18 protein-coding genes and 1 riboswitch are annotated in these 19,864 nt (G+C 29.7%); of the genes, 6 read left to right on the forward strand and 12 right to left on the reverse strand.

Annotation, left to right across the window (positions count from 1 at the left end):
* From Q3287_RS18730 to Q3287_RS18765, 8 genes are all read right to left on the reverse strand, one after another.
* Positions 1-2,556: cell wall-binding repeat-containing protein (locus tag Q3287_RS18730; RefSeq protein ID WP_407964640.1), on the reverse strand; the 2,556-nt coding region annotated here is incomplete at its 3' end.
* 431 nt (positions 2,557-2,987) lie between these two features.
* Positions 2,988-4,382 (reverse strand): ATP-binding protein, encoded by a 1,395-nt coding sequence (locus Q3287_RS18735; RefSeq protein WP_407964641.1) that lies wholly within the window; start codon positions 4,380-4,382, stop codon positions 2,988-2,990.
* Positions 4,375-5,022, reverse strand: a complete 648-nt coding sequence (locus Q3287_RS18740; RefSeq protein WP_054269036.1) for a response regulator transcription factor — start codon at positions 5,020-5,022, stop codon at positions 4,375-4,377. Before Q3287_RS18740 ends, Q3287_RS18735 begins: the two co-directional genes overlap by 8 nt.
* A 360-nt stretch (positions 5,023-5,382) precedes the next feature.
* A complete protein-coding gene (locus tag Q3287_RS18745) occupies positions 5,383-6,222 on the reverse strand; it encodes a PTS system mannose/fructose/sorbose family transporter subunit IID (RefSeq protein WP_054269035.1) in 840 nt (279 codons plus the stop codon).
* Between the two features lie 23 nt (positions 6,223-6,245).
* A complete protein-coding gene (locus Q3287_RS18750) occupies positions 6,246-7,004 on the reverse strand; it encodes a PTS sugar transporter subunit IIC (RefSeq protein ID WP_054269034.1) in 759 nt (252 codons plus the stop codon).
* A gap of 45 nt (positions 7,005-7,049) precedes the next feature.
* A complete protein-coding gene (locus Q3287_RS18755) occupies positions 7,050-7,523 on the reverse strand; it encodes a PTS sugar transporter subunit IIB (protein WP_054269033.1) in 474 nt (157 codons plus the stop codon).
* A 23-nt stretch (positions 7,524-7,546) separates the two neighbouring features.
* Positions 7,547-7,963, reverse strand: a complete 417-nt coding sequence (locus Q3287_RS18760) for a PTS sugar transporter subunit IIA (protein WP_407964642.1) — start codon at positions 7,961-7,963, stop codon at positions 7,547-7,549.
* A 56-nt stretch (positions 7,964-8,019) separates the two neighbouring features.
* Complete coding sequence (locus tag Q3287_RS18765) at positions 8,020-9,072, reverse strand: galactitol-1-phosphate 5-dehydrogenase (protein WP_054275809.1); 1,053 nt, start codon at positions 9,070-9,072, stop codon at positions 8,020-8,022.
* Positions 9,073-9,470: 398 nt separating this feature from the next.
* Here Q3287_RS18765 and Q3287_RS18770 point away from each other — a divergent pair, with 398 nt between their 5' ends.
* Positions 9,471-10,151, forward strand: a complete 681-nt coding sequence (locus Q3287_RS18770; protein WP_021382918.1) for a phosphoribosylaminoimidazolesuccinocarboxamide synthase — start codon at positions 9,471-9,473, stop codon at positions 10,149-10,151.
* A 139-nt stretch (positions 10,152-10,290) separates the two neighbouring features.
* On the opposite strand, the gene sugE is transcribed toward Q3287_RS18770, so the two are convergent.
* Positions 10,291-10,611 (reverse strand): quaternary ammonium compound efflux SMR transporter SugE, encoded by a 321-nt coding sequence (gene sugE, locus Q3287_RS18775; RefSeq protein ID WP_054269030.1) that lies wholly within the window; start codon positions 10,609-10,611, stop codon positions 10,291-10,293.
* 67 nt (positions 10,612-10,678) lie between these two features.
* Positions 10,679-10,784, reverse strand: a riboswitch (guanidine-I (ykkC/yxkD leader).
* Positions 10,785-10,987: 203 nt separating this feature from the next.
* On the opposite strand from sugE, the gene Q3287_RS18780 reads away from it, so the two are divergent.
* Positions 10,988-11,815 (forward strand): carbon-nitrogen hydrolase family protein, encoded by an 828-nt coding sequence (locus Q3287_RS18780; protein WP_407964643.1) that lies wholly within the window; start codon positions 10,988-10,990, stop codon positions 11,813-11,815.
* A gap of 216 nt (positions 11,816-12,031) precedes the next feature.
* Here Q3287_RS18780 and Q3287_RS18785 read toward each other — a convergent pair whose 3' ends face one another.
* A complete protein-coding gene (locus tag Q3287_RS18785; protein ID WP_153885123.1) occupies positions 12,032-12,157 on the reverse strand; it encodes a 4Fe-4S binding protein in 126 nt (41 codons plus the stop codon).
* Between the two features lie 230 nt (positions 12,158-12,387).
* On the opposite strand from Q3287_RS18785, the gene Q3287_RS18790 reads away from it, so the two are divergent.
* The 4 genes from Q3287_RS18790 to Q3287_RS18805 all read left to right on the forward strand — a co-directional run bounded on the left by Q3287_RS18790 (position 12,388) and on the right by Q3287_RS18805 (position 17,508).
* Positions 12,388-13,062 (forward strand): response regulator transcription factor, encoded by a 675-nt coding sequence (locus Q3287_RS18790; RefSeq protein ID WP_054269024.1) that lies wholly within the window; start codon positions 12,388-12,390, stop codon positions 13,060-13,062.
* Entirely contained in the window at positions 13,050-14,210 is a 1,161-nt protein-coding gene (locus Q3287_RS18795) for a sensor histidine kinase (RefSeq protein WP_243194215.1), read from the forward strand. Before Q3287_RS18790 ends, Q3287_RS18795 begins: the two co-directional genes overlap by 13 nt.
* Before the next feature lie 167 nt (positions 14,211-14,377).
* Positions 14,378-15,046, forward strand: a complete 669-nt coding sequence (locus tag Q3287_RS18800) for an ABC transporter ATP-binding protein (protein WP_054275805.1) — start codon at positions 14,378-14,380, stop codon at positions 15,044-15,046.
* 2 nt (positions 15,047-15,048) lie between these two features.
* Complete coding sequence (locus tag Q3287_RS18805) at positions 15,049-17,508, forward strand: FtsX-like permease family protein (RefSeq protein ID WP_407964644.1); 2,460 nt, start codon at positions 15,049-15,051, stop codon at positions 17,506-17,508.
* 80 nt (positions 17,509-17,588) lie between these two features.
* Here the strand turns inward: Q3287_RS18805 and Q3287_RS18810 are convergent, their stop codons facing one another.
* Both Q3287_RS18810 and Q3287_RS18815 read right to left on the reverse strand, forming a co-directional pair.
* Positions 17,589-19,013 carry an ATP-binding protein gene (locus Q3287_RS18810; RefSeq protein ID WP_407964645.1) on the reverse strand — a complete coding sequence of 475 codons (1,425 nt, stop codon included), beginning with the start codon at positions 19,011-19,013 and terminating at the stop codon, positions 17,589-17,591.
* Positions 19,014-19,031: 18 nt separating this feature from the next.
* On the reverse strand, positions 19,032-19,724 hold the full coding sequence (locus Q3287_RS18815) for a response regulator transcription factor (protein WP_231301615.1): 693 nt from the start codon (positions 19,722-19,724) through the stop codon (positions 19,032-19,034).
* Positions 19,725-19,864 lie beyond the last annotated feature (140 nt).

Genomic DNA, 19,864 nt, shown 5'->3' on the forward strand with positions numbered 1-19,864 from the left:
TGTTTCTTGTCCTCCATCTATTGCTTTACTTGCTATAAAGTCTCCTGTAACTGGATCTACTGTTGGTGTTTTATCTAGTACTATTGTTAATGTCCCATTTGTTGCATTTACAGTTGATACTGCTGCTACTACATCCTGCCCCTTCGCATCTACTGTAAATGCGTCTGCTTTTTTAGTCGTACCTTTGTATTCAACTCCTACTACTACACTTTGACTTGCATCTGTTTGTTCTATTGGTGTAAATGTATATGTTATTGTTTTAGTAGCTTTTTCGTATTTGAAGTTATCTAATGCTAACTCTGTTTCTTGTCCTCCATCTATTGCTTTACTTGCTGTAAAGTCTCCTGCAACTGGATCTACTGTTGGTGTTTTATCTAGTACTATTGTTAATGTCCCATTTGTTGCATTTACAGTTGATACTGCTGCTACTACTTCTGTTGATTTTGCTGGCACTACCACATCTATCTCTGCTGTATCTGCTGTTTTCCCACTTGATATATGTGTTACTGTAAACACTATTTTTACTGTTTCTTCTGCATCTGGTGGTATTATTGTTCCATCTTTCTTTATTACAGACTCATCACCTGCTGATTTTATTTCTATTTTATATCCACTTGCTACTGTTGGCATAGTTAATTTAGTCGCATCTTTTACTGGTGTAGTTACACTTGTTACTTTTGCTGCCTCATTATTTACTGCTGTCTGTAATTCTTCATCAGTTGATTTAGCTGGTACTATTACAGAAATTTCCTTTGTATCTGCTGTCTTTCCACTTGATGTATGCGTTACTGTAAACACTAATTTTACTGATGTTGCCGTATTTGGTGGTAATATTGTTCCATCTTTTTTTATAACACTCTCATCACTTGATGATTTTATCTTTATTGTGTATCCACTTGATACTGATGGCATAGTTAATTTAGTCGCATCTTTTGCTGGTGTAGTTACACTTGTTATTTTTGCTGCCTCATTATTTACTGATGTTTGATTAGAAGAACTTCCTCCTGAAGATGAACCTCCTCCATGTGAGCCTCCTCCACTTGATGAACTTCCTCCTGATGAATTAGAACTTGGACTATTTCCACTTATAGATGGAGAATTATCTCCCTTAACACTACTTATTGAGCCCTTATTATCTATAGTAGTTCCTTTAGAATTATTTGTAACTGTAGTTATCTTTCCACCATTAGTCACTTTTACTTGGCTTGCTCCAGATGCTACTGTTAAACTACCAATCTCACCTTTAGAATTATTCTCTATCTTAGCTCCATTTTTATCATTAACCTTTAAGTTAGTTATTTTTCCATAGTTAATGAAAGTTCCATCTTTTACATCATCTATAACTACATCATCTACTTTTGCATAGTTGTTTACATCCCCATTAGGCATGTTTATAGTTACAGTCTTTGTATATGTACCATTTAAGTTTACTGTTACTGCTTTATCAGTTTGTATTGTAAATGCGTCTTTAACCTCACTAGTTGGTTTAAAGTTTATAACATCATTTGCAGTAGCTTTATCTACAACTGATTTTAACTCAGAAATTGTCTTAGCTTCAACTGTACTTACTTCTTGTAATGACTTCATTTCATTGAATGCTGTCTCATTACCATTTCCACCGACTTTAGTTATTTTATCAAAACTCTTAGAGTTAACTAAGGATTTTTGTGAAGCTGATAAATTTTTTCCAACTAAAACTACTGGTGATTGATTCTTAGCACCTAATACACCTACTGCTAATGCATCTATAAGTTGGTCTTGTTTAGCCATACCATCTTTAGTTACATATGCATTTTTTAAATCTGTCTTTTTATAGAATTCTTTTACTACTTTTGCATTTGTATCATTTCTATCTGTTCCACCTAATCTTGTACTATTTGGCAATTTATTTTTAACAGTTTCAGAAACTGAACTCTCTCCACCTACTACATAAGATTGAGTTATCCCTGCATCCTTTATAAATTTATCTGCTACTGCTGTTCCATTTTTAGAATCAGCAAGTATTACTGGCATATTGTTTTGTGCAGCTGGTGCTCCCACACTTACTGCATCTGCAAGCCCCTTTTCACCATTAACTACAGCTATTTTCTTAACATCACTTATAGCATCTAATCTCTTAGCTAATTCTAAAGATGTTTGGTATCTTTCAGCTCCAGAGATTCTCTCAAAAGATATTTTTAAATCTTTTATTTGTTTTTCTATATTTGTACTTAATACAGAAGTTCCACCTATCAAGTATACTTTTTTAGCTTTTAATCTTTGTATCTCTGCTTTTGTCTTATCATTTAATTTATCTTTACCTGTTAAAAGTATTGGAGCATTTTTTGCCTTTGCAAATGGTGTTGCAGATAACGCATCTGCTATAGATGAGTCATTTACTATTACTACCTCATCTGCATTTTTCCATCCATCTTGACTTATTTTAACAGCAGTCTCATATCTTTCTTGTCCCGTTAAATTTGTTGCTACAGTTTGTGCACTAGCTATACCTGCTGTTGAACTTCCAGCTATCATTGTAACTGTAAGCATGGCAGCAATCTTCTTTGGTATTTTCATTGTATCTTTCCCCCTTGTCCATTTGATAACATTTAAATTTTTTAATTCTGTTCCCGTTCTAATTCTAAGGGATACTTAATGCTTGATTTTAAAGAGGTTTTCTAACTATAATGTTTTTATAATTAATATATAATTCGCTTACTATTTTTTTACATTATAGTTATTATAAGGAAATAAAGAAGTTTTCTAATTAATTGAAAAATTAGTAAATTTAGACTTTAACGTAGATTTAAATTTTTTGTTAATGAATTGTAGTAAAAGAGAGGATTTTACATAAAAAAAGTAGCCTTTAGAATTAAAAGTGCTACTTTTTTTACAAATAAATTTTATTATTTATACTTGTAATTATATCTTACAAAACCAATTTTTTCCATATGAAAAACAAATAATTATGATATTTTTTTAATTATTCTTTATATTTATATTTTAATTTAAATTACTTTTATAAAGATAATATAAAATTCTATCATTCCATCACAAATTTCAACCCTGTATCCAAAATTATTTTCTTCAAGTATAGTTCTCACTATAGTAAGACCAAGACCTGTGCCAGAAAGTTCTTTACTTCTCGACTTCTCTAAGACATAAAAAGGCTTCCAGATATTCTCTATATCATCTTCCATATCATAATCTATACCATTTTTTATAGATAATACAACATTCTCATTCTCTTCAAAAAGATTAATCTCTATTTCATTATTACTAGTATACTTTATCGCATTACTAATCAAATTATTAAATACTATATCTATACTATCTTTATCTGAACTTATTACAAAGTCTCTATCCTCTACACTACACTTAACACTTATACTACCTTTATCAATCAAGAGTTCATAGTTGTTTAAACTTTTATATAATCTTTCCTTTAAATCTACTGGATGCAAATTAACTTCTCTCTTCTCATATTTTGCCCAGTACAAAAGAGTATTTATTGTATTAGCCATATTTTCTGCCTGTTCAATTATTGTATCAGTATAAGTACCATCATCTAGCCCATCTTTCATACCTATAGCATATGCTTTTATGAGTGCTATTGGAGTTTTCATTTCATGAGATGCATCTGATATAAAAGATTTTAGATTCTTATTTCTCTTATTCAATTCATTATGTGCTTTCTCAAGCTTTACACTCATTATATTTATGCTATAGGCTAATTCTTCTATTTCATCATTAGTTTTTATAGATTCAGTTCTAAAATTTAATTCAGATATATCTTTAGATAGAAGTTTTAGCTTTTCCATAGGTCTTATAATTCTATTTGATAAGATAAATATAAGTATAGTTATTATGATTACTGAAAAAATACCCATAATTATATTAAATCTATTTACAATACTAATAGTTTCTTCAGAATGTTCTATAGGTATAGATATAGCAAACAAGTAATTATCTTTTTTCATAAATTTTACAAGTAAACTATATTTGGTTTTACCCTGATTATATATTTTATTTATACTTTTATTATCAATGTTTTTTAAGCTATCTTCTTCAATCCAAAATTTATTTAAACTTAGTCCTTTCTTCCAAAATGCATTTAATAAATCATTATTTATTTTATCTATATTGCCCTTATCTTTGTAATCTTTATTTAATTCTATATATACTATATCTGTATTATTTTTTTCTTCAATAGAATCAATATCTGACTTTAATCTGTTTATGTCTTTATGTTTGATTTCATCTGCAATATTATCCAATATATTTCTTTTTTCATGTAAATAATATCTATGAATAAACATACTATTTATAGCTATCGACATCACATATACAACTACAACTACTATGGATATGCTTATGGACAGTTTTTTGTTTAGTTTAGTCATTAAAGTCCTCCAAACTATACCCTAATCCTCTATAAGTTTTTATTATATCTTCTCCTATCTTTGCTCTTAATCTCCTTACATGTGTGTCTACTGTTCTAAAATCTCCATCATAATCCAAGCCCCACACTAAATCTAAAAGTTTTTCCCTAGATAAAACAATCCCCTTATTATTGATTAGGCAGTGCATTAATTCTAATTCTTTTTTAGTCAATGGTAGTTCATTGCCACTTTTAAAAACTTTATTTGAACTAAAATCTATTTTTAAATCTTTAATATTGATTGTATTCTTATAATTTACTAGTTTCTTCGCTCTTATTATTAAAACTCTAGGGTCAAATGGTTTTTTTATGTATTCATCTGCTCCTATATTAAGTGCCTCTATCTCATCTTCACTTTGACTTTTGGCAGTCAACATAAGCACTTTTGTGTTACTGTTTTCCTTTATTTCTTTGCAAACCTCTATTCCATCAATTACTGGCATCATCCAGTCTAATATCGCTAAATCTATCTTATTCTCATAAAAAATATCTAAAGCTTCTTCCCCATTTTTTGCAGTAAGTACATTGAAATTTTCTTTTTTAAAATATGCACAAAGTATCTTAAGCATACTAATTTCATCATCAGCAATTAATATATTCATCTATTCACATCCCTAAAATTTATTATCATATTACATATTATATCCATTGCTTCAATTATATAAAATATATGTTACAAGAAGTTTACAATTATTTATAATATATTAATTACATGTAATTGCTATCTTTTTAAATCAACTTAAAATTTCATGTACAAATAAAAAAGTACCTCATCTAGATTAAAAATCTTTCTGAGGTACTTTTTAAAAGATTACATACTCTGTATAATGTGTATAATCTTAAAAATTACTCTATTATGAATTTAATTTACCCTAATTACTATACCTTTTATTACTACTTCTATTATAAATTTAATCAATCTATTTATAATCCTCTTTGACACATACAGTATATACATTTATTTAAAATAATCCCACAATACCTGTAATAGCTCCCACTACTATTAATATAAACATTATTTTTATTGGAGAAAGTCCTTTCTTTAAGGCAAAAAGTACTAATAATGTAAGTACCAAAGGAATTAATCCTGGAAATATCTTATCAAGTAAATCAGTTTGAAGACTAAATTTAAAATCTCCACTAGTATAACTTATTGGTGTGGATAAATTAATAAATCTACCTACAAGTCCTCCCATAACTAAAGTACCTAGTATAGAAGCTCCCTCTATAACCTTATTTACTATCCCACCTTGAAGTATGCTTTCAACAGCTTTTTTACCGTACTTATATCCATTTGTCCACATTCCATAAGAAATTGAAGTCATTATTACATATTGAGCTATTACAAATAATATAGGTCCTGCAATTGATGCTCCTCCCTCAGTCAAACCAATACAAACAGCTAACACTATTGGTGTTATAACTCCCTGAGTTAAAGTATCACCAATACCTGCTAATGGACCCATCAAACCTGTTTTTATTGCATTCATACCATCTCCACTTATTTCATCTGCACCATTAGCCTTTTCTTCCTCCATTGCTATTGTTATTCCATGTATAACACATCCACATATAGGCTCTGTATTAAAAAATGCCAAATGAGTTTCAACTTCTTGTTTTAACTCTTCTTTATCTGGATATAGTTTTTTAAGTACTGGTAACATTGAATGTGAAAATGCTGTTGATTGTAATCTTTCATAATTATAATTAGACTGCGCAAAGAAAAACCATCTTAACCATGATTTTATTACATCCTTCTTGCTTAACGTTTTCTTAGACACTTCACTTTTTATATCTGACATAATATTTTCCCCCTCTCATGTATTTAAGATGTAGCACTATCTTTTCCGTACTTGATTGAAGTAATTGTAAGAGCAAGTATTACCCCAATAACAGATATTACTATTATATCTACTTTAAAATAAACAGCCATTAATATCCCTAATATGAAAAAAGGCATAGTAAATTTATTACCAATCAATTTTAAGTTCATAGCAATTCCAAGTGCTGGTAACATAGCTCCAATTACATTAAATACATGAAGTACATTATCATTCATTACTTCCAACATCCCATCTATGGCATTTGGTCCAAAATAAACAACTAATAATGCAGGTATAAAACTCATTGCAAATAATAGTATCTGTGGAGGTACTATGTTTATAAATGCTACTTTGTCAACATTTCCCTTTTGAACCTCCTTATCAGCCCAATGTGCAAAAAAAGAATTTACTGTCATCTTTCCAATCCAAAGAACCGTTGCAACAGTACCTAATGGAACTGCTATCGCCATTGCAGTACTTACATCTAGCTTAGATGCTATAGCTAAAGCAGTCCCCACATATCCTGCAAAAGCTGGGTCCCCCATTTGAGCCCCCCCTGCCGATATAAATCCCAAATATATCATATTTATACCTGCTCCTATAATTGCTCCTTGAACAGGGTCTCCCAATATAATTCCTGTTACAAATCCAGCTAACAAAGGTCTATTCCATGTAAAAAATCCAACATAAGTCAACCATGGACTCCAAGAAAGATAATAAAAAATTGCTATTAATACTGCCTGAATTAATGAAATTTGCATAGACTTCCTCCTTATCTACTCCTAAAGATTCACAAGATAGTATTTTTATAATAACGTTCCTACATCAATTTTTTTTGCATCTGGTACTATTTGTATAAAACACTTAATATTCTTTGATATTAGTTCTTTAAATATTTCTTTTTCTTCATCTGATACAGATATATTTTTATAAAAACTTCTTCTTCCAAGTCCAGCTCCCATACCTCCAACATTTAACTCTTTTAAATCTACTCCATTATTTACTAGACCCAAAATAGTTTTAGGGTATTTAACTAAGACTATTAAATTTTCATCCCCATTATATGATTTTAATACCTCAGCACCTGATTCTACATCATGTACCTCAACCTTAACAGTTGATGGTGCTGCCATTTGTAAAACTTGAACTATGAATGGGTCTTTTACAACCAAATCGTCTACTATTATTATCCTTTTTGCTGATGTAATCTTACACCAAGCAGTAATAACCTGACCATGTATTAATCTATCATCAATTCTTGTTAACGCTATATTACTCATAATAATTCCTCCTGATTTTTATTTTATATATTTAAAACTGCTTTTACATCTTTAATCCCTGATATACCAACTTCTTCACATAAATTTTTTAACTCTTTTAGTTTCATATTTTCTCTATTTAAAAATAATTCTAAAAGCATAGGTAAATTTACACCTGTTAAACATTCTAATTCGCATACTTTAGCAAATTTATTTATTACAATAGCAGATGTATTAAATGGAGTCCCACCATAAAAATCAAGCAATAATAAAACACCTTCATCTTTATATTTTTCAATTCCATTTTCTAATCTTTTACTAAAATCATCTATACTGTCACCATGGTTTAATCCTAAAGTTTCCACTTTTTCCTGTTTACCTACTATTAATTCAGCACTTTCCAATATTGCCTTAGCCATATTTCCATGTGCAGCTATAACTATTCCTGCCATATGAATCATACCTTTCTTAACTAAACTTTTTATATAAATTTAAATTATTACTTTAATACTATAATCTAATTAGCTACATTAACCATTATCTTACCAAAGAAAATATCTCTTTTGTATATTTTTTCAAAATAAGATGGCACTTCCTCCAAGTTTATTCTATGTGTTACTAATTTTTCAACATTCATATCCCCTTTCTTCATATGATATAACCCAGCACTCCATTCTTTTCCTGGGAATGGGAATGAATTTCCAAACCAAGTTCCTTTTACAGTCAATTCACTTCGTACTATCTTCTCAAATTGTTCTCTAGTCAAAGCTACATCTCCATATGGTACTCCTGCATACAACACTGTCCCCCCTTTTTTAGCTAACAACAACACTTGACCACATGTCATTGGAGTTCCTGCTGATTCAATAACAACATCTGCACCAGCATCATTAGTTAATTTTTTTACTTCCTCTATAAGATTCTTGTCTTTTGCATTTATACAGATATCTGCCCCTAACTCTTTTGCTAGTTCTAATTTTTCATCAAACACATCCACAGCTATTATTTTCGTAGAGCCAAATATCTTTGCCCATTGTATTGAAAATAATCCTATTGGTCCTGTTCCAAGTACTACAACAGTATCTCCAACTTTAGTCTCTGACCTAAAAAGACCATGTCCTGCTATACATACTGGTTCCAATGCAGCAGCTGTCTCATAGCTTATTTCATCTGGTATTTTTATTAAATTTCTTTCTTTTAACTTTGTATACTCAGCAAAGCATCCTCCAAGCTCTTTATTTCCTATTATTGATACATTATTGCATCTTGAATATAGTCCTTTTTTACATTCATCACACTCAAAGCATGGCATAGCTGGGCAAACAGCAACTCTATCTCCTATTTTGAAATTTTTTACCTCTGAACCAATTTGAGCTACTTCTCCAGAAAATTCATGACCTAAAATTTCTCCCACCATATGTGGACCTGTCTTTGAATATTTTGATATATCAGAGCCACATATTCCAGCTACTTTTACTTTTACTATCACATCATCGCTTTCTAATATCTTTGGTACCTCTACATCCTCAACTCTTGTATCTCTTATACCATAGAATCTAACTGACTTCACTACCATTCACCCCTATTGTTTATTTTATTTAAATATACATTCATGTTCTATATGTTAAATATATTAAGCAACTTCCATGCCAATATATGTAAATACTGTTTTCATGCGATTTATCAGATTATCATTAAATGTGTGTCAAAGTGTGTCAATTTTTTTTTATATGAAGCCTTATGTGTGTCAATATAAATGACACTCACCTTCTGTGATATGTCTTATATCATAAAATCTATAAAATGTACTTTTTTTATTATTTTTACAAAAATGTTCGGAAATTTTACTACTATTTGTGATATAATATTAAATATAAGGTATCAACATAAATCTTCATGCGAATATCAGAACTTTTTTGACACTAATGCCTTATTCAATATAATAATTTAACTTTTTGGAGGTTGTTTATGAAAAAAGTGTATCAAGGAAAAACTAAAGATGTTTTCGAACTAGATAATGGAAATTACTTATTAAAATTTAAGGACGATGTAACTGGTAAAGATGGTGTATTTGATCCAGGTGAAAATAGTGTAGGCCTAAGTATAGATGGAATTGGTAGAGCTAATTTAGAAACATCTGTTAAATTCTTTGAAATTCTAAACAATGCTGGAATTAAAACTCATTATGTAGGTGCTAATTTAGAAGAAGCAACTATGGAAGTTCTACCAGCAAAAGTTTTTGGTAATGGATTGGAAGTTATTTGTCGTTATAGAGCTGTTGGTAGTTTCTTACGTCGTTATGGTTCATGTGTTGAAGAAGGAGCTAAACTAGATTGTTATGTAGAAGCAACTTTAAAAGATGATGACCGTTGTGACCCACTTATAACATCTGAAGGTCTAGAAGCTTTAAATATTATGACTCAAGCTCAATTTGATTCAATGAAAAGTATGACTCAAAAAATTTCTAATATAGTTCGTGATACTATAGCTGAAAAAGGACTTGAGCTTTATGATATCAAATTTGAATTTGGATTCTACAATGATGAAGTAATATTAATAGATGAAATAGCATCTGGAAATATGCGTGTTTATAAAGATGGTGTAATAGTTGACCCTATGGATTTAACTGCTCTTTTATTAGCAAAATAATACATAGTATATACATCTAATTTTCAAATATAATAAACTTGTAAAAAAGAAAAGCTATGAAGTAAAGAATTTTTAAATGTAATTATCTTAAAACATTTAGAAAATCTTTACTTTCATAGCTTATTTAAATTAAGTTATTCTAATTAGTAGACAACAACTTTAGACCTACAATCCCCACAACAATAAGACCTATACATGCAATTCTAGCTATACTGATAGGCTCATTTAATATAGCAATCCCCACAATAGCTGTACCAACTGTACCAATGCCAGTCCATATGGCATATGAAGTTCCAAGTGGAAGATGTTTAAGTGCTAATGATAAAAAGTAAAAACTTACAATCATTCCAACAACAGTAAGTATGCTTGGAGTTAATTTAGAAAATCCATGAGAATTTTTTAGTTGAAAAGCCCAAAAAACTTCAAACAAACCTGCAATAAATAAAAATAACCATTTCATAAAATCATCCCTCTTTTCAAATATCTCTTTTTTTACCAATAAAATAACCTGAGAAATATTCTAAAATATCTCCCAGGTTTTTATCCTTCCGTGTTCACAACAAAACTATGTTGTGGGTTTTATCTCGGACCAGACCAATCCTTAATAATTGCGGAACCCTATAAAACTCTATTAATTATTCTATTGTATTTATAATACTATCAACATATATAAGAAAAGTCAATATATGGATATAGCCCATAATCATAATAATATCTACATATTTTTTTATATACACTTATTTATTTTATTTATATCTATTTATAAGAATCTAAGAATATCTAATTTTTATTTAATATGTTATAATAACATAAAAATATTGAAAGGAGTAATTTCTATGAATTCCTATAAAATTGCAGTATGTCAGATGATGACTACAGAAAATAAAATTGAAAATATCAATCATGCTGTAGAAATGGTAACGGAAGCTGCCATCAATGGAGCTAAAATTGTGATTCTGCCAGAAATGTTTAACTGTCCATATGAAAATAAATACTTTCCTAAATTTGCTGAAGAATATCCAGGTGAAACGACAACGATATTGAGTGAATTAGCTAAAAAGCATGGAATTTATCTGGTGTCTGGTAGTATACCTGAATTAGAGGATGGAAAAATCTATAATACTTGCTATGTATTTGATAAAAGCGGAACTCTAATTGGAAAACATCGTAAAATGCACTTATTTGATATTGAAGTTACAGGAAAGGTTAGCTTTAAAGAATCAGATACTCTTACAGCAGGAAATGATGTTACTGTAATAGATACTGAATATGGAAAAGTTGGTATAGCTATTTGTTATGATATTCGATTCCCTGAGTTATCACGTTTAATGGCTCTTAAAGGTGCTGAAATCGTTATCTTGCCTGCTGCATTTAATATGACTACTGGCCCTGCTCATTGGGAGTTATCTGTAAGAATGCGTGCTTTAGATAATCAGATATTCTATGTTGGTGCTGCACCTGCTAGAAATAAAGATGCTTCCTACATAGCTTTTGGCAATTCAAGAATTTCAGACCCTTGGGGAAAAATTATCGCTCAAGCAGACGAAAAGGAATGTATTATTTATGCTGATATTAATAGAGATTTAATTCCTGAAATAAGACAACAGTTACCTTTGCTTAAACATAGAAGAACAGACTTATATGAACTTAATACTTTGAAATAATAAACATAAGAGATGAGGCTGTTGCATGGGCAAATTAAATCTGCTCTGCAATAGCTCTCTCTAGTTGTACTCTAACAAACACTACTATTTTCACCATATTTCATAGTTTTGACTTAGCAAATAAATCATTATTTTATTATTAACTCTATTTACTTGATGAGATTTCTATTTATTTGGAGATATACACTTTTTAGGACATATAAGTTAACAAGCTCCTCAGTCAACGCATACAGATTCATTAAGTATTCTTTTTTCTTCTAATTTTGTTATACATCCAATCTTACATACTCTCTCACAAGAGTCACAACCTATACAATTATATTTATTAATTCTTCTTGGCATAATTCTCTCCTCAAGTTTAAAATAGTTTCCCATTTCAACAAGTATTAAATCTAAAATATGTCTTCATTTAAAATTACCAACAATCATATGCTTGATTTATTTAATACCTCAAAATATACTAACTTTAATGATTAAATTTTGATATACACCTAGAAATTTGAGAATTTATTGATATTTTTATACTAGAATAAGCATACTTTAAAGACTTTTATTTAGAAAGGAGAATTTTTATGAACAATAAAATACTTGTTGTAGATGATGAAGAAGGGATAATAACACTCTTAAAAGATTACTTTGAAATGAACGATTATGAGGTATTCACTGCTCAAAGTGGAAAAGATGCATTAGAAAAAATATCCATGAACCCAGATATTATTTTACTTGATATAAATATGCCCGAAATAGATGGGATTGAGGTTTGTAATAGAGTTAGAGATTATGTATCATGCCCTATTCTATTTCTTACTGCTAAGATTGAAAATACTGATAAGATAAATGGCTTTCGTGCTGGTGCTGATGATTATATTGTAAAACCTTTCGACTTAGATGAACTTGAAGCTAGAGTATCTGCTCATTTAAGACGAGAACAAAGAAAGTCTAAACAAACCAAAATTAAATTTTATAATAATTTAGTAATAGATTATGAAAAAAGGTCAATTTCTATAGATAACAATCAAGTCTCACTTTCGAAAAAAGAATTTGATATAGTAGAGCTTCTCTCCATGAATCCTGGTCAAGTATTTGATAGAGAAAGAATTTATGATAGAATCTGGGGATACAATAGTAATGGCAATAGCGATGTTATAATGGAGCATATTAGAAAAATAAGAATCAAATTATCAAAATATACTCTTGAAAATTACATAGAAACAGTATGGGGAGTTGGTTACAAATGGATAAAATAAATAATATGTCACTAAAAAAGTCTTTCTTTTTTCTTACTTTATCTTCACTAATTATAGCATCAGTACTTACAGCTCTATCGTACATTTTGCTTAATAATATATATAACTCTATACAAAATAAGTATTTAGGTACACCTCTACATACAGGAACTATAACTATACTACAAAATAATATTAACCAGTTTAGTGATTATGATAAAACATTACTTAATGCAATTAGCACACTTCAACTTGTGCTTCCACTTGTATTTTTTATAGGATTTTTATTACTGGCTGATATAATTTTTTATAAGATAAAATTGAAAACACCTATTGAAATACTCAACAAAGGTGCAATTGAAATATCTAAAAATAACTTAGACTTTTGCTTAGAATATAAAAATAATGATGAATTAGGTACTCTCTGCAATGCTTTTGATAAAATGAGGTCAGAACTAAAGAAAAATAATATAAAAATGTGGACTATGATTAATGATAGGAAACAGCTCAATACTGCTTTTTCCCATGATTTAAGAAATCCTCTAACCGTTCTAAAAGGTTACTCAAATTATTTAATAAAATACATACCAACAGGAAAACTTAGTGATGAAAAGATTTTATCCACTACACAACTTATGTCTGAGCATATTAATAGAATTGAATGTTATGTAGAGAATATGAGTAGTTCTCAAAGATTGGAAGATTTAGTTGTTTCAAAAGCTCTCTTGAATATAGACAAGTTTATAAAAAAATTAGATAGAAATCTATCTATCATTGCTAAACAAGAAGAAAAATCTTTTACACTTAAAAGTAATATAAATAATTTAAATCTATTGTTTGATGAAAATATTATTTTCAGAGTTATTGAAAATATAGTATCAAATGCTTTTAGATATTCGAAAGATAATGTATCTATACTCATATATTTTGAACAAGAACTTCTTACATTTGTAATTGAAGATGATGGGATAGGATTTAGTGAAGAATCTCTAAAATCAGCCTTAAAACCTTTTTATAGAGATAAGACTTCAAATAACAACAACTTACATTTTGGTATGGGTCTTTATATATCTAAAATATTATGTGAAAAACATGGTGGCTCTATTTCCGTTGAAAATAACGTATCCAATAGTGCTAAAATTACAGCTAAATTCTCAACAAAAAATTAAAGCAATTTTACAATCCCCCACTGCTATTCTATAAGTTTTTGTTAATTTATAATTTATAGACTATATCCTTTTGAAATAAATTTTTAAGTAAATAAAATTGAGAAACTGAGAAAAAATTGAGTTTTAAAACTTACACTCTTCTTATATAGAAAAGGAGAGTGTCTTTTATGATTATAAAAACAAAACAATTATCAAAAATATATGGTTCTGACAACAATAAAGTTATTGCACTTAATAATGTCAATTTAGAAATAAACTCAGGAGAATTTGTTTCTATAATTGGTCCTTCTGGAAGTGGAAAAAGTACGCTTTTACATATCTTAAGTGGTTTGGACAACCCTACATCTGGACAGGTGTTTCTGGATGATAAAGATATATATAAATATAGTGAAAAGGAATTATCTGCTCTTAGAAGAAAATCCTTTGGATTTGTTTTTCAACAGTTTAATCTTTTACCGGTTCTTACAGCATCAGAAAATATTTTAATGCCTGTACTTCTAGATAAAAAACAACCTGATAAAAAATACTTAAATGAAATCTCATCATTACTTGGAATCACAGACAGACTTCAACATCTTCCTCATGAACTTTCAGGTGGTCAGCAACAAAGAGTTGCAATTGCAAGAGCACTTATTGCAAAGCCAGATATAATATTTGCTGATGAGCCTACAGGAAACTTAGATAGTAAAAGTGGTAGCGAAGTTATGAATCTTCTTATCAAAACCTCAAAACAGTTTGGTAAGACTTTAGTTGTAATCACTCATGATGATAGAATTGCAAAACTTGCTGATAGAAGACTTTCAATTATTGATGGCGCACTTATGGAGGTGGAATAATAATGAAGAGTTATCTTTCACTTTCAATAAAAGAATTAAAAAGCCAAAAACTTATGACTGCGCTTATTATTATCGCAATAGTACTATCAACCATTATGACGACTGTGATTGGACAGTCAATTGCTATACTTCAAAATTTAAGAATTGAACAAGCTCGCTCTTTTAATGGGGATAGGCATGTATCCTTTCATCAACTTACCAAAAATCAAGTTGATAAAATAAAGAAAGATAGTAGAATTTATCAAGCTGGTACTTCAATAGCTCTTGGTACTAGTAAAATAAAGGATGCTGGTATCTCTGTACTTGTAAAAGAGTATGATAAAATAGGACTTTCCAACTATCCAAAGTTAACAAAATTAAAGTCTGGAAATCTTCCTAAAAATGATAATGAAATAGCCTTAGATGAAAATACGCTAAAACTTATGGGTATAAAACCAAAACTAGGTATGACAGTATCTATGAATTTGGATATTTCACTTTTAAAAGATACTATACCAGCGTATAATTACACAGCCAACTTTAAATTGAGTGGTATTTTAGAAGATGATTATACAGGATATGCAAGTGGCATAGTAAATGGTATTGTAGGCAAAGGCACATCAGAAAATTTTCTGCCTAAGAGATATGCCTTATCTTCATTAGATTTTAAAGTAAAACAACAAGACGAATTTCAAGAAATAGTGAATCAATTAGCTAAAAATATAGGTCTTCCTCACGATTCAATTCAGTATAATTGGATTTATTTAAATGCACTTGGGATACAGTTTGAAAAAGATAATTCTAATGATGATAGTATATCTATTATTATATTGGTATCTTTATTCGTTGCTTTATTAGTTTTATTGGCTTCAGGACTTGTAATCTATAATATTTTAAAAATATCTGTCACAAAGAAGATTAAAGAATATGGATGTCTAAGAGCAATAGGTGCTGAACCAAAGCAACTATATAAGCTTATTATTTTACAAGTTTTAATCTTATGTGCTATTGCTATACCTATTGGAGTTATAGTTGGAATTATATCTTCTGAAAGTATAACTACAATGGTAACTAATATCTTAAACCCAAATATACTTCTAGCAAATAATAATACAGAAATAACTGAGCTTATACATAAGAACTCAAATGCTTATCTATTCCCATTATTAGTAAGTTCTAGTATGTCGTTGATTTTTTCACTTATTTCGGCATTACCATCAGCAATATACGCTTCACATGTATCTCCAAAAACTGCTATGGCTGGTACTACTACTAAAATCAAAAGAAAGATTAGAAAAGAAAAAACAATAAAAAACTTTGAAAGACATCTTGCATGGTTAAACTTAAAAAGAAATAAAGGAAGAACTATAATAACTATACTCTCTTTATTTATGAGCATAACAGTATTCGTTGCACTGAGTGAGTTTTCTAATGTATTAGATGTATCTAAATCAGTAAGTAGTTTAAAAGAAGGAGATTTCTCCTTAACAAACGAAATAACTGGTTTTGATAAATCTATTCTAGATAAAATAAATAGCATGAAAGATATCAATCGTACTTCTTTTATAAAATACTCAGAATACAAACAAGAGGAAATAGATACAAATATCAATTTTGAAAATAGCGGTGAGATGTTAAAAATCATTGGAATCGATGAGCAAACCTTAAAAGATTGTATGCCTTCTATTACAGATTCTACATTAGAAGATTTCAAAAATGGTTCTATTTGTTTTATAAAAAATCCAGTTGCGATTTCTACTCCAGGTATAAAAACTAAATATACAAGCCTAAAGCCAAAGGACAGTATTACAATAAATAAAAAGCAACTAGAAACATATAATACAATAGATAAAATGTTTATTTTACAAGGTAAGGGTTGGCTAAATGGTGTTGATATTATTGTATATGACTCTGTTTATGATACTTTGACAAACAAGGACAAGTTCAATCAAATAAACATTTATGCTAAAGATAAATCAGATTTAGAACAAATAAGATTATCTATAGAACAGATTTGTAAAAATAACCCTGGCTCTCATTGGATATCATATATCGAATCAGACAAGCAACTCAAAGAGAGTTTTAAACAAATAGAATTTCTAGCATGGGCAGTAATCCTGTTTGTGGGCTTGATTGGTACTTTAAACATAATTAACACAACTAATACAAATATAAATACTAGAATTAATGAGATTGGGGTTAAAAGAGCTATTGGTATGAGTAATAGTAGCCTCTATAAGATGTTTTTATGGGAAGGTGCTTACTATGGAATTTTCGCAGCCATATTTGGTTCTATTGCTGGATATGCCAGTGCTATTATCATAAACATGGCAACTATAGAAAAACTTGATTTTGCTAATATACCAATTCTTTCAATCTCACAAGCTACTCTTGTTTCTATACTTGCATGTATAATAGCTACTCTTATTCCATTAAGAAAAGTTAAAAAGATGAATATAATTGACTGCATAGATATTAATTGAAATTTAAGAAAGAGGAGGCATAATATCCCTCCTCTTTTGATTTAAAATATATAAGTTAAATTTATAAAGCTTTTAAGTAATTAAGAGACATGCCAAAATATAACACATGCCCCACCTGATTTTGAATTTTCTATTTTGACAGAACCTCCAAGCTGTTCCACCAATTGCTTAACAATATAAAGTCCAAGACCAGAATGACCACCTTTAGTCTGTCTAGCCTCATCACCTCTATAAAACTTATCAAGAGCCTTTTTCAAATCTTTAGAACTAAACCCACTACCAGAATCACAAATCTTATAATAGATATAGTTTTTTTCAGTTTCTACGATGATGTTAATACTACCACCTACTGGAGTGTATTCTAGACTATTGGATATAATATTATCAAAAATTCGTGTCAATCTATCAACATCTATTTGAACTGGAGATTGTATATTACCCTGTATTTTTAAAACAAGCTTGATTTCTTTTTGATGAGCCTGTAATTCATAGCCCTGTACCTTTTGTTCCAAAAACTCAGGTAAATTTACAGGGACGAGGTTCAATTGTATATTTGATTTTTCCAAATCAGAAGTGTATTGCATTTTCTGAACAAGAGATGCACTTTTTTCTGTATTTTCTCTTATAACTGTAAGATACCTGTGTAATTTTTCGTTACCCTCTAAATTATTGTCAATAAGTGCATCTGTATATCCCAAAATAATAGAAAGAGGAGACTTCAAGTCATGTGCTAAAGCCTCTACCATCTCAACACGTTCCTGTTCCATTTTCCACTGTACAGATAAAGATTTCTTTAATTCATCTTTCATTTCAGAAAAAGCACTGCAAAGTTCTCCAAGTTCATTATCTGAGTAGTAGTCGATTTCAAAATCAAGGTTCTTTTCTCTTATCTTCTTGGATGCATCGATTAAGAGATGTACTGGTTTATTGATATTTTTTACAAAATCTTTAGAAAACCATATAGTAAACCCAATAATATATAGAAATGGAGAGAATAAACCTGTTGCAATAATTACACCTATAAATTTCCCCCTATTATTTGCAAATGTAACTTTTACTACATAGGATAGAATAACAGCTCCCTCAACCTTCCCATTGTCATCTTTGATAGGAATAGTATAGATATAACTTCCTTTATGAGAAGTTTTTTTGCTAAAATTGCTAAACAATTCTTCTTTTGTCTTGAATGGTTTTTGTGGATTAGTACTATACAAGACATTGCCATTATCATCCACAACTTGATATAAAATCCCATTCCCATGAATAATACTTTTTAATTCGTCTTCATTCGATTGAGATAACAAGTCTATGTTTTTTTCATTAACGTATGCCTCAATTCCAGAAACTTGCCTCTCATAATAATTTGCTGGATAAATGTCTTTATTTAATGAATATATAAACAAGTAAATAGCAAACACATAAGTAATTACTGTGGAGACTATACTAGCCACTATAATCAAAAGAAAGGTGCGCCTGAATTGTGTTATAAGTGATTGATTTTTCATTTAATATCTTCTCCTTCCTTACATTTTATTCCACTTATATCCAATTCCCCAAACTGTAGAAATGTATTCTTTTTCTGGCATCACAGCGGCAAACTTAGCTCGTATTTTTTTAATTCGTTCAACAACAGTTGAAGAATCGCCCTCGGAATCGCATCCCCATACTTTTTCATAGACTTGTTCTCTAGAAAAGACTTGTCCTGCATGGAGTGCTAGTAGTTCAACAATATCATACTCTATTTTAGTTAAATCAATCTCCTTACCATCAATTTTAACTGTACGTTCCCTCATATATAGACATAACTTTCCAAAGTACAATGTAGAGCGTTTGTTCTCTTCATTGATATACTGTGACCGTTTTTCCCTACGCAAATTGGCTTCAATTCTTGCCATAAGTTCACGTAGTCCAAAAGGTTTTGTTATATAATCATCCCCTCCAAAGGTCAAACCCTTGATTTTGTCAGTTTCTGACTGCTTTGCACTCAAAAATATAATTGGACACAAGACATCATCCCTAATTGCCTGACATACTTCAAAACCATCCATTTTAGGCATCATAATATCTAGTATGATAAGGTCGGGCTGCTTTTTTGATAACTCTATACCAGTCTGTCCATCATAAGCTATCAATACTTCATGCCCTTTTCCCTTTAACTCGTCTTCAAGTAACATTACTAAGTCTACTTCATCATCAATAATCAATATTTTACTCAATATAACACCACCTTTCTTTTAATAGGAAGGTAAGTATTAAAGTAATATATATCTACTCGCAATTTTTCCTTCCTTCCCATATTTTAAACCAAGTAACCCCTCCTCTGAACCTCCCATGACTAAAGTCACAGGGTTCCTGT

The sequence above is a fragment of the Clostridioides sp. GD02404 genome (assembly GCF_045898275.1).
Taxonomy (GTDB): Bacteria; Bacillota; Clostridia; order Peptostreptococcales; family Peptostreptococcaceae; genus Clostridioides; species Clostridioides difficile_A.

Coding starts and splice junctions, on each gene's coding strand:
- Q3287_RS18800 (WP_054275805.1), top strand. CDS start 14,378: ATGATTATAAAAACAAAACAATTATCAAAAATATATGGTTCTGACAAC.
- Q3287_RS18760 (WP_407964642.1), bottom strand. CDS start 7,963: ATGATTCATATGGCAGGAATAGTTATAGCTGCACATGGAAATATGGCT.
- Q3287_RS18805 (WP_407964644.1), top strand. CDS start 15,049: ATGAAGAGTTATCTTTCACTTTCAATAAAAGAATTAAAAAGCCAAAAA.
- Q3287_RS18770 (WP_021382918.1), top strand. CDS start 9,471: ATGAAAAAAGTGTATCAAGGAAAAACTAAAGATGTTTTCGAACTAGAT.
- Q3287_RS18740 (WP_054269036.1), bottom strand. CDS start 5,022: ATGAATATATTAATTGCTGATGATGAAATTAGTATGCTTAAGATACTT.
- Q3287_RS18750 (WP_054269034.1), bottom strand. CDS start 7,004: ATGCAAATTTCATTAATTCAGGCAGTATTAATAGCAATTTTTTATTAT.
- Q3287_RS18810 (WP_407964645.1), bottom strand. CDS start 19,013: ATGAAAAATCAATCACTTATAACACAATTCAGGCGCACCTTTCTTTTG.
- Q3287_RS18735 (WP_407964641.1), bottom strand. CDS start 4,382: ATGACTAAACTAAACAAAAAACTGTCCATAAGCATATCCATAGTAGTT.
- sugE (WP_054269030.1), bottom strand. CDS start 10,611: ATGAAATGGTTATTTTTATTTATTGCAGGTTTGTTTGAAGTTTTTTGG.
- Q3287_RS18790 (WP_054269024.1), top strand. CDS start 12,388: ATGAACAATAAAATACTTGTTGTAGATGATGAAGAAGGGATAATAACA.
- Q3287_RS18755 (WP_054269033.1), bottom strand. CDS start 7,523: ATGAGTAATATAGCGTTAACAAGAATTGATGATAGATTAATACATGGT.
- Q3287_RS18785 (WP_153885123.1), bottom strand. CDS start 12,157: ATGCCAAGAAGAATTAATAAATATAATTGTATAGGTTGTGACTCTTGT.
- Q3287_RS18745 (WP_054269035.1), bottom strand. CDS start 6,222: ATGTCAGATATAAAAAGTGAAGTGTCTAAGAAAACGTTAAGCAAGAAG.
- Q3287_RS18795 (WP_243194215.1), top strand. CDS start 13,050: ATGGATAAAATAAATAATATGTCACTAAAAAAGTCTTTCTTTTTTCTT.
- Q3287_RS18780 (WP_407964643.1), top strand. CDS start 10,988: ATGAATTCCTATAAAATTGCAGTATGTCAGATGATGACTACAGAAAAT.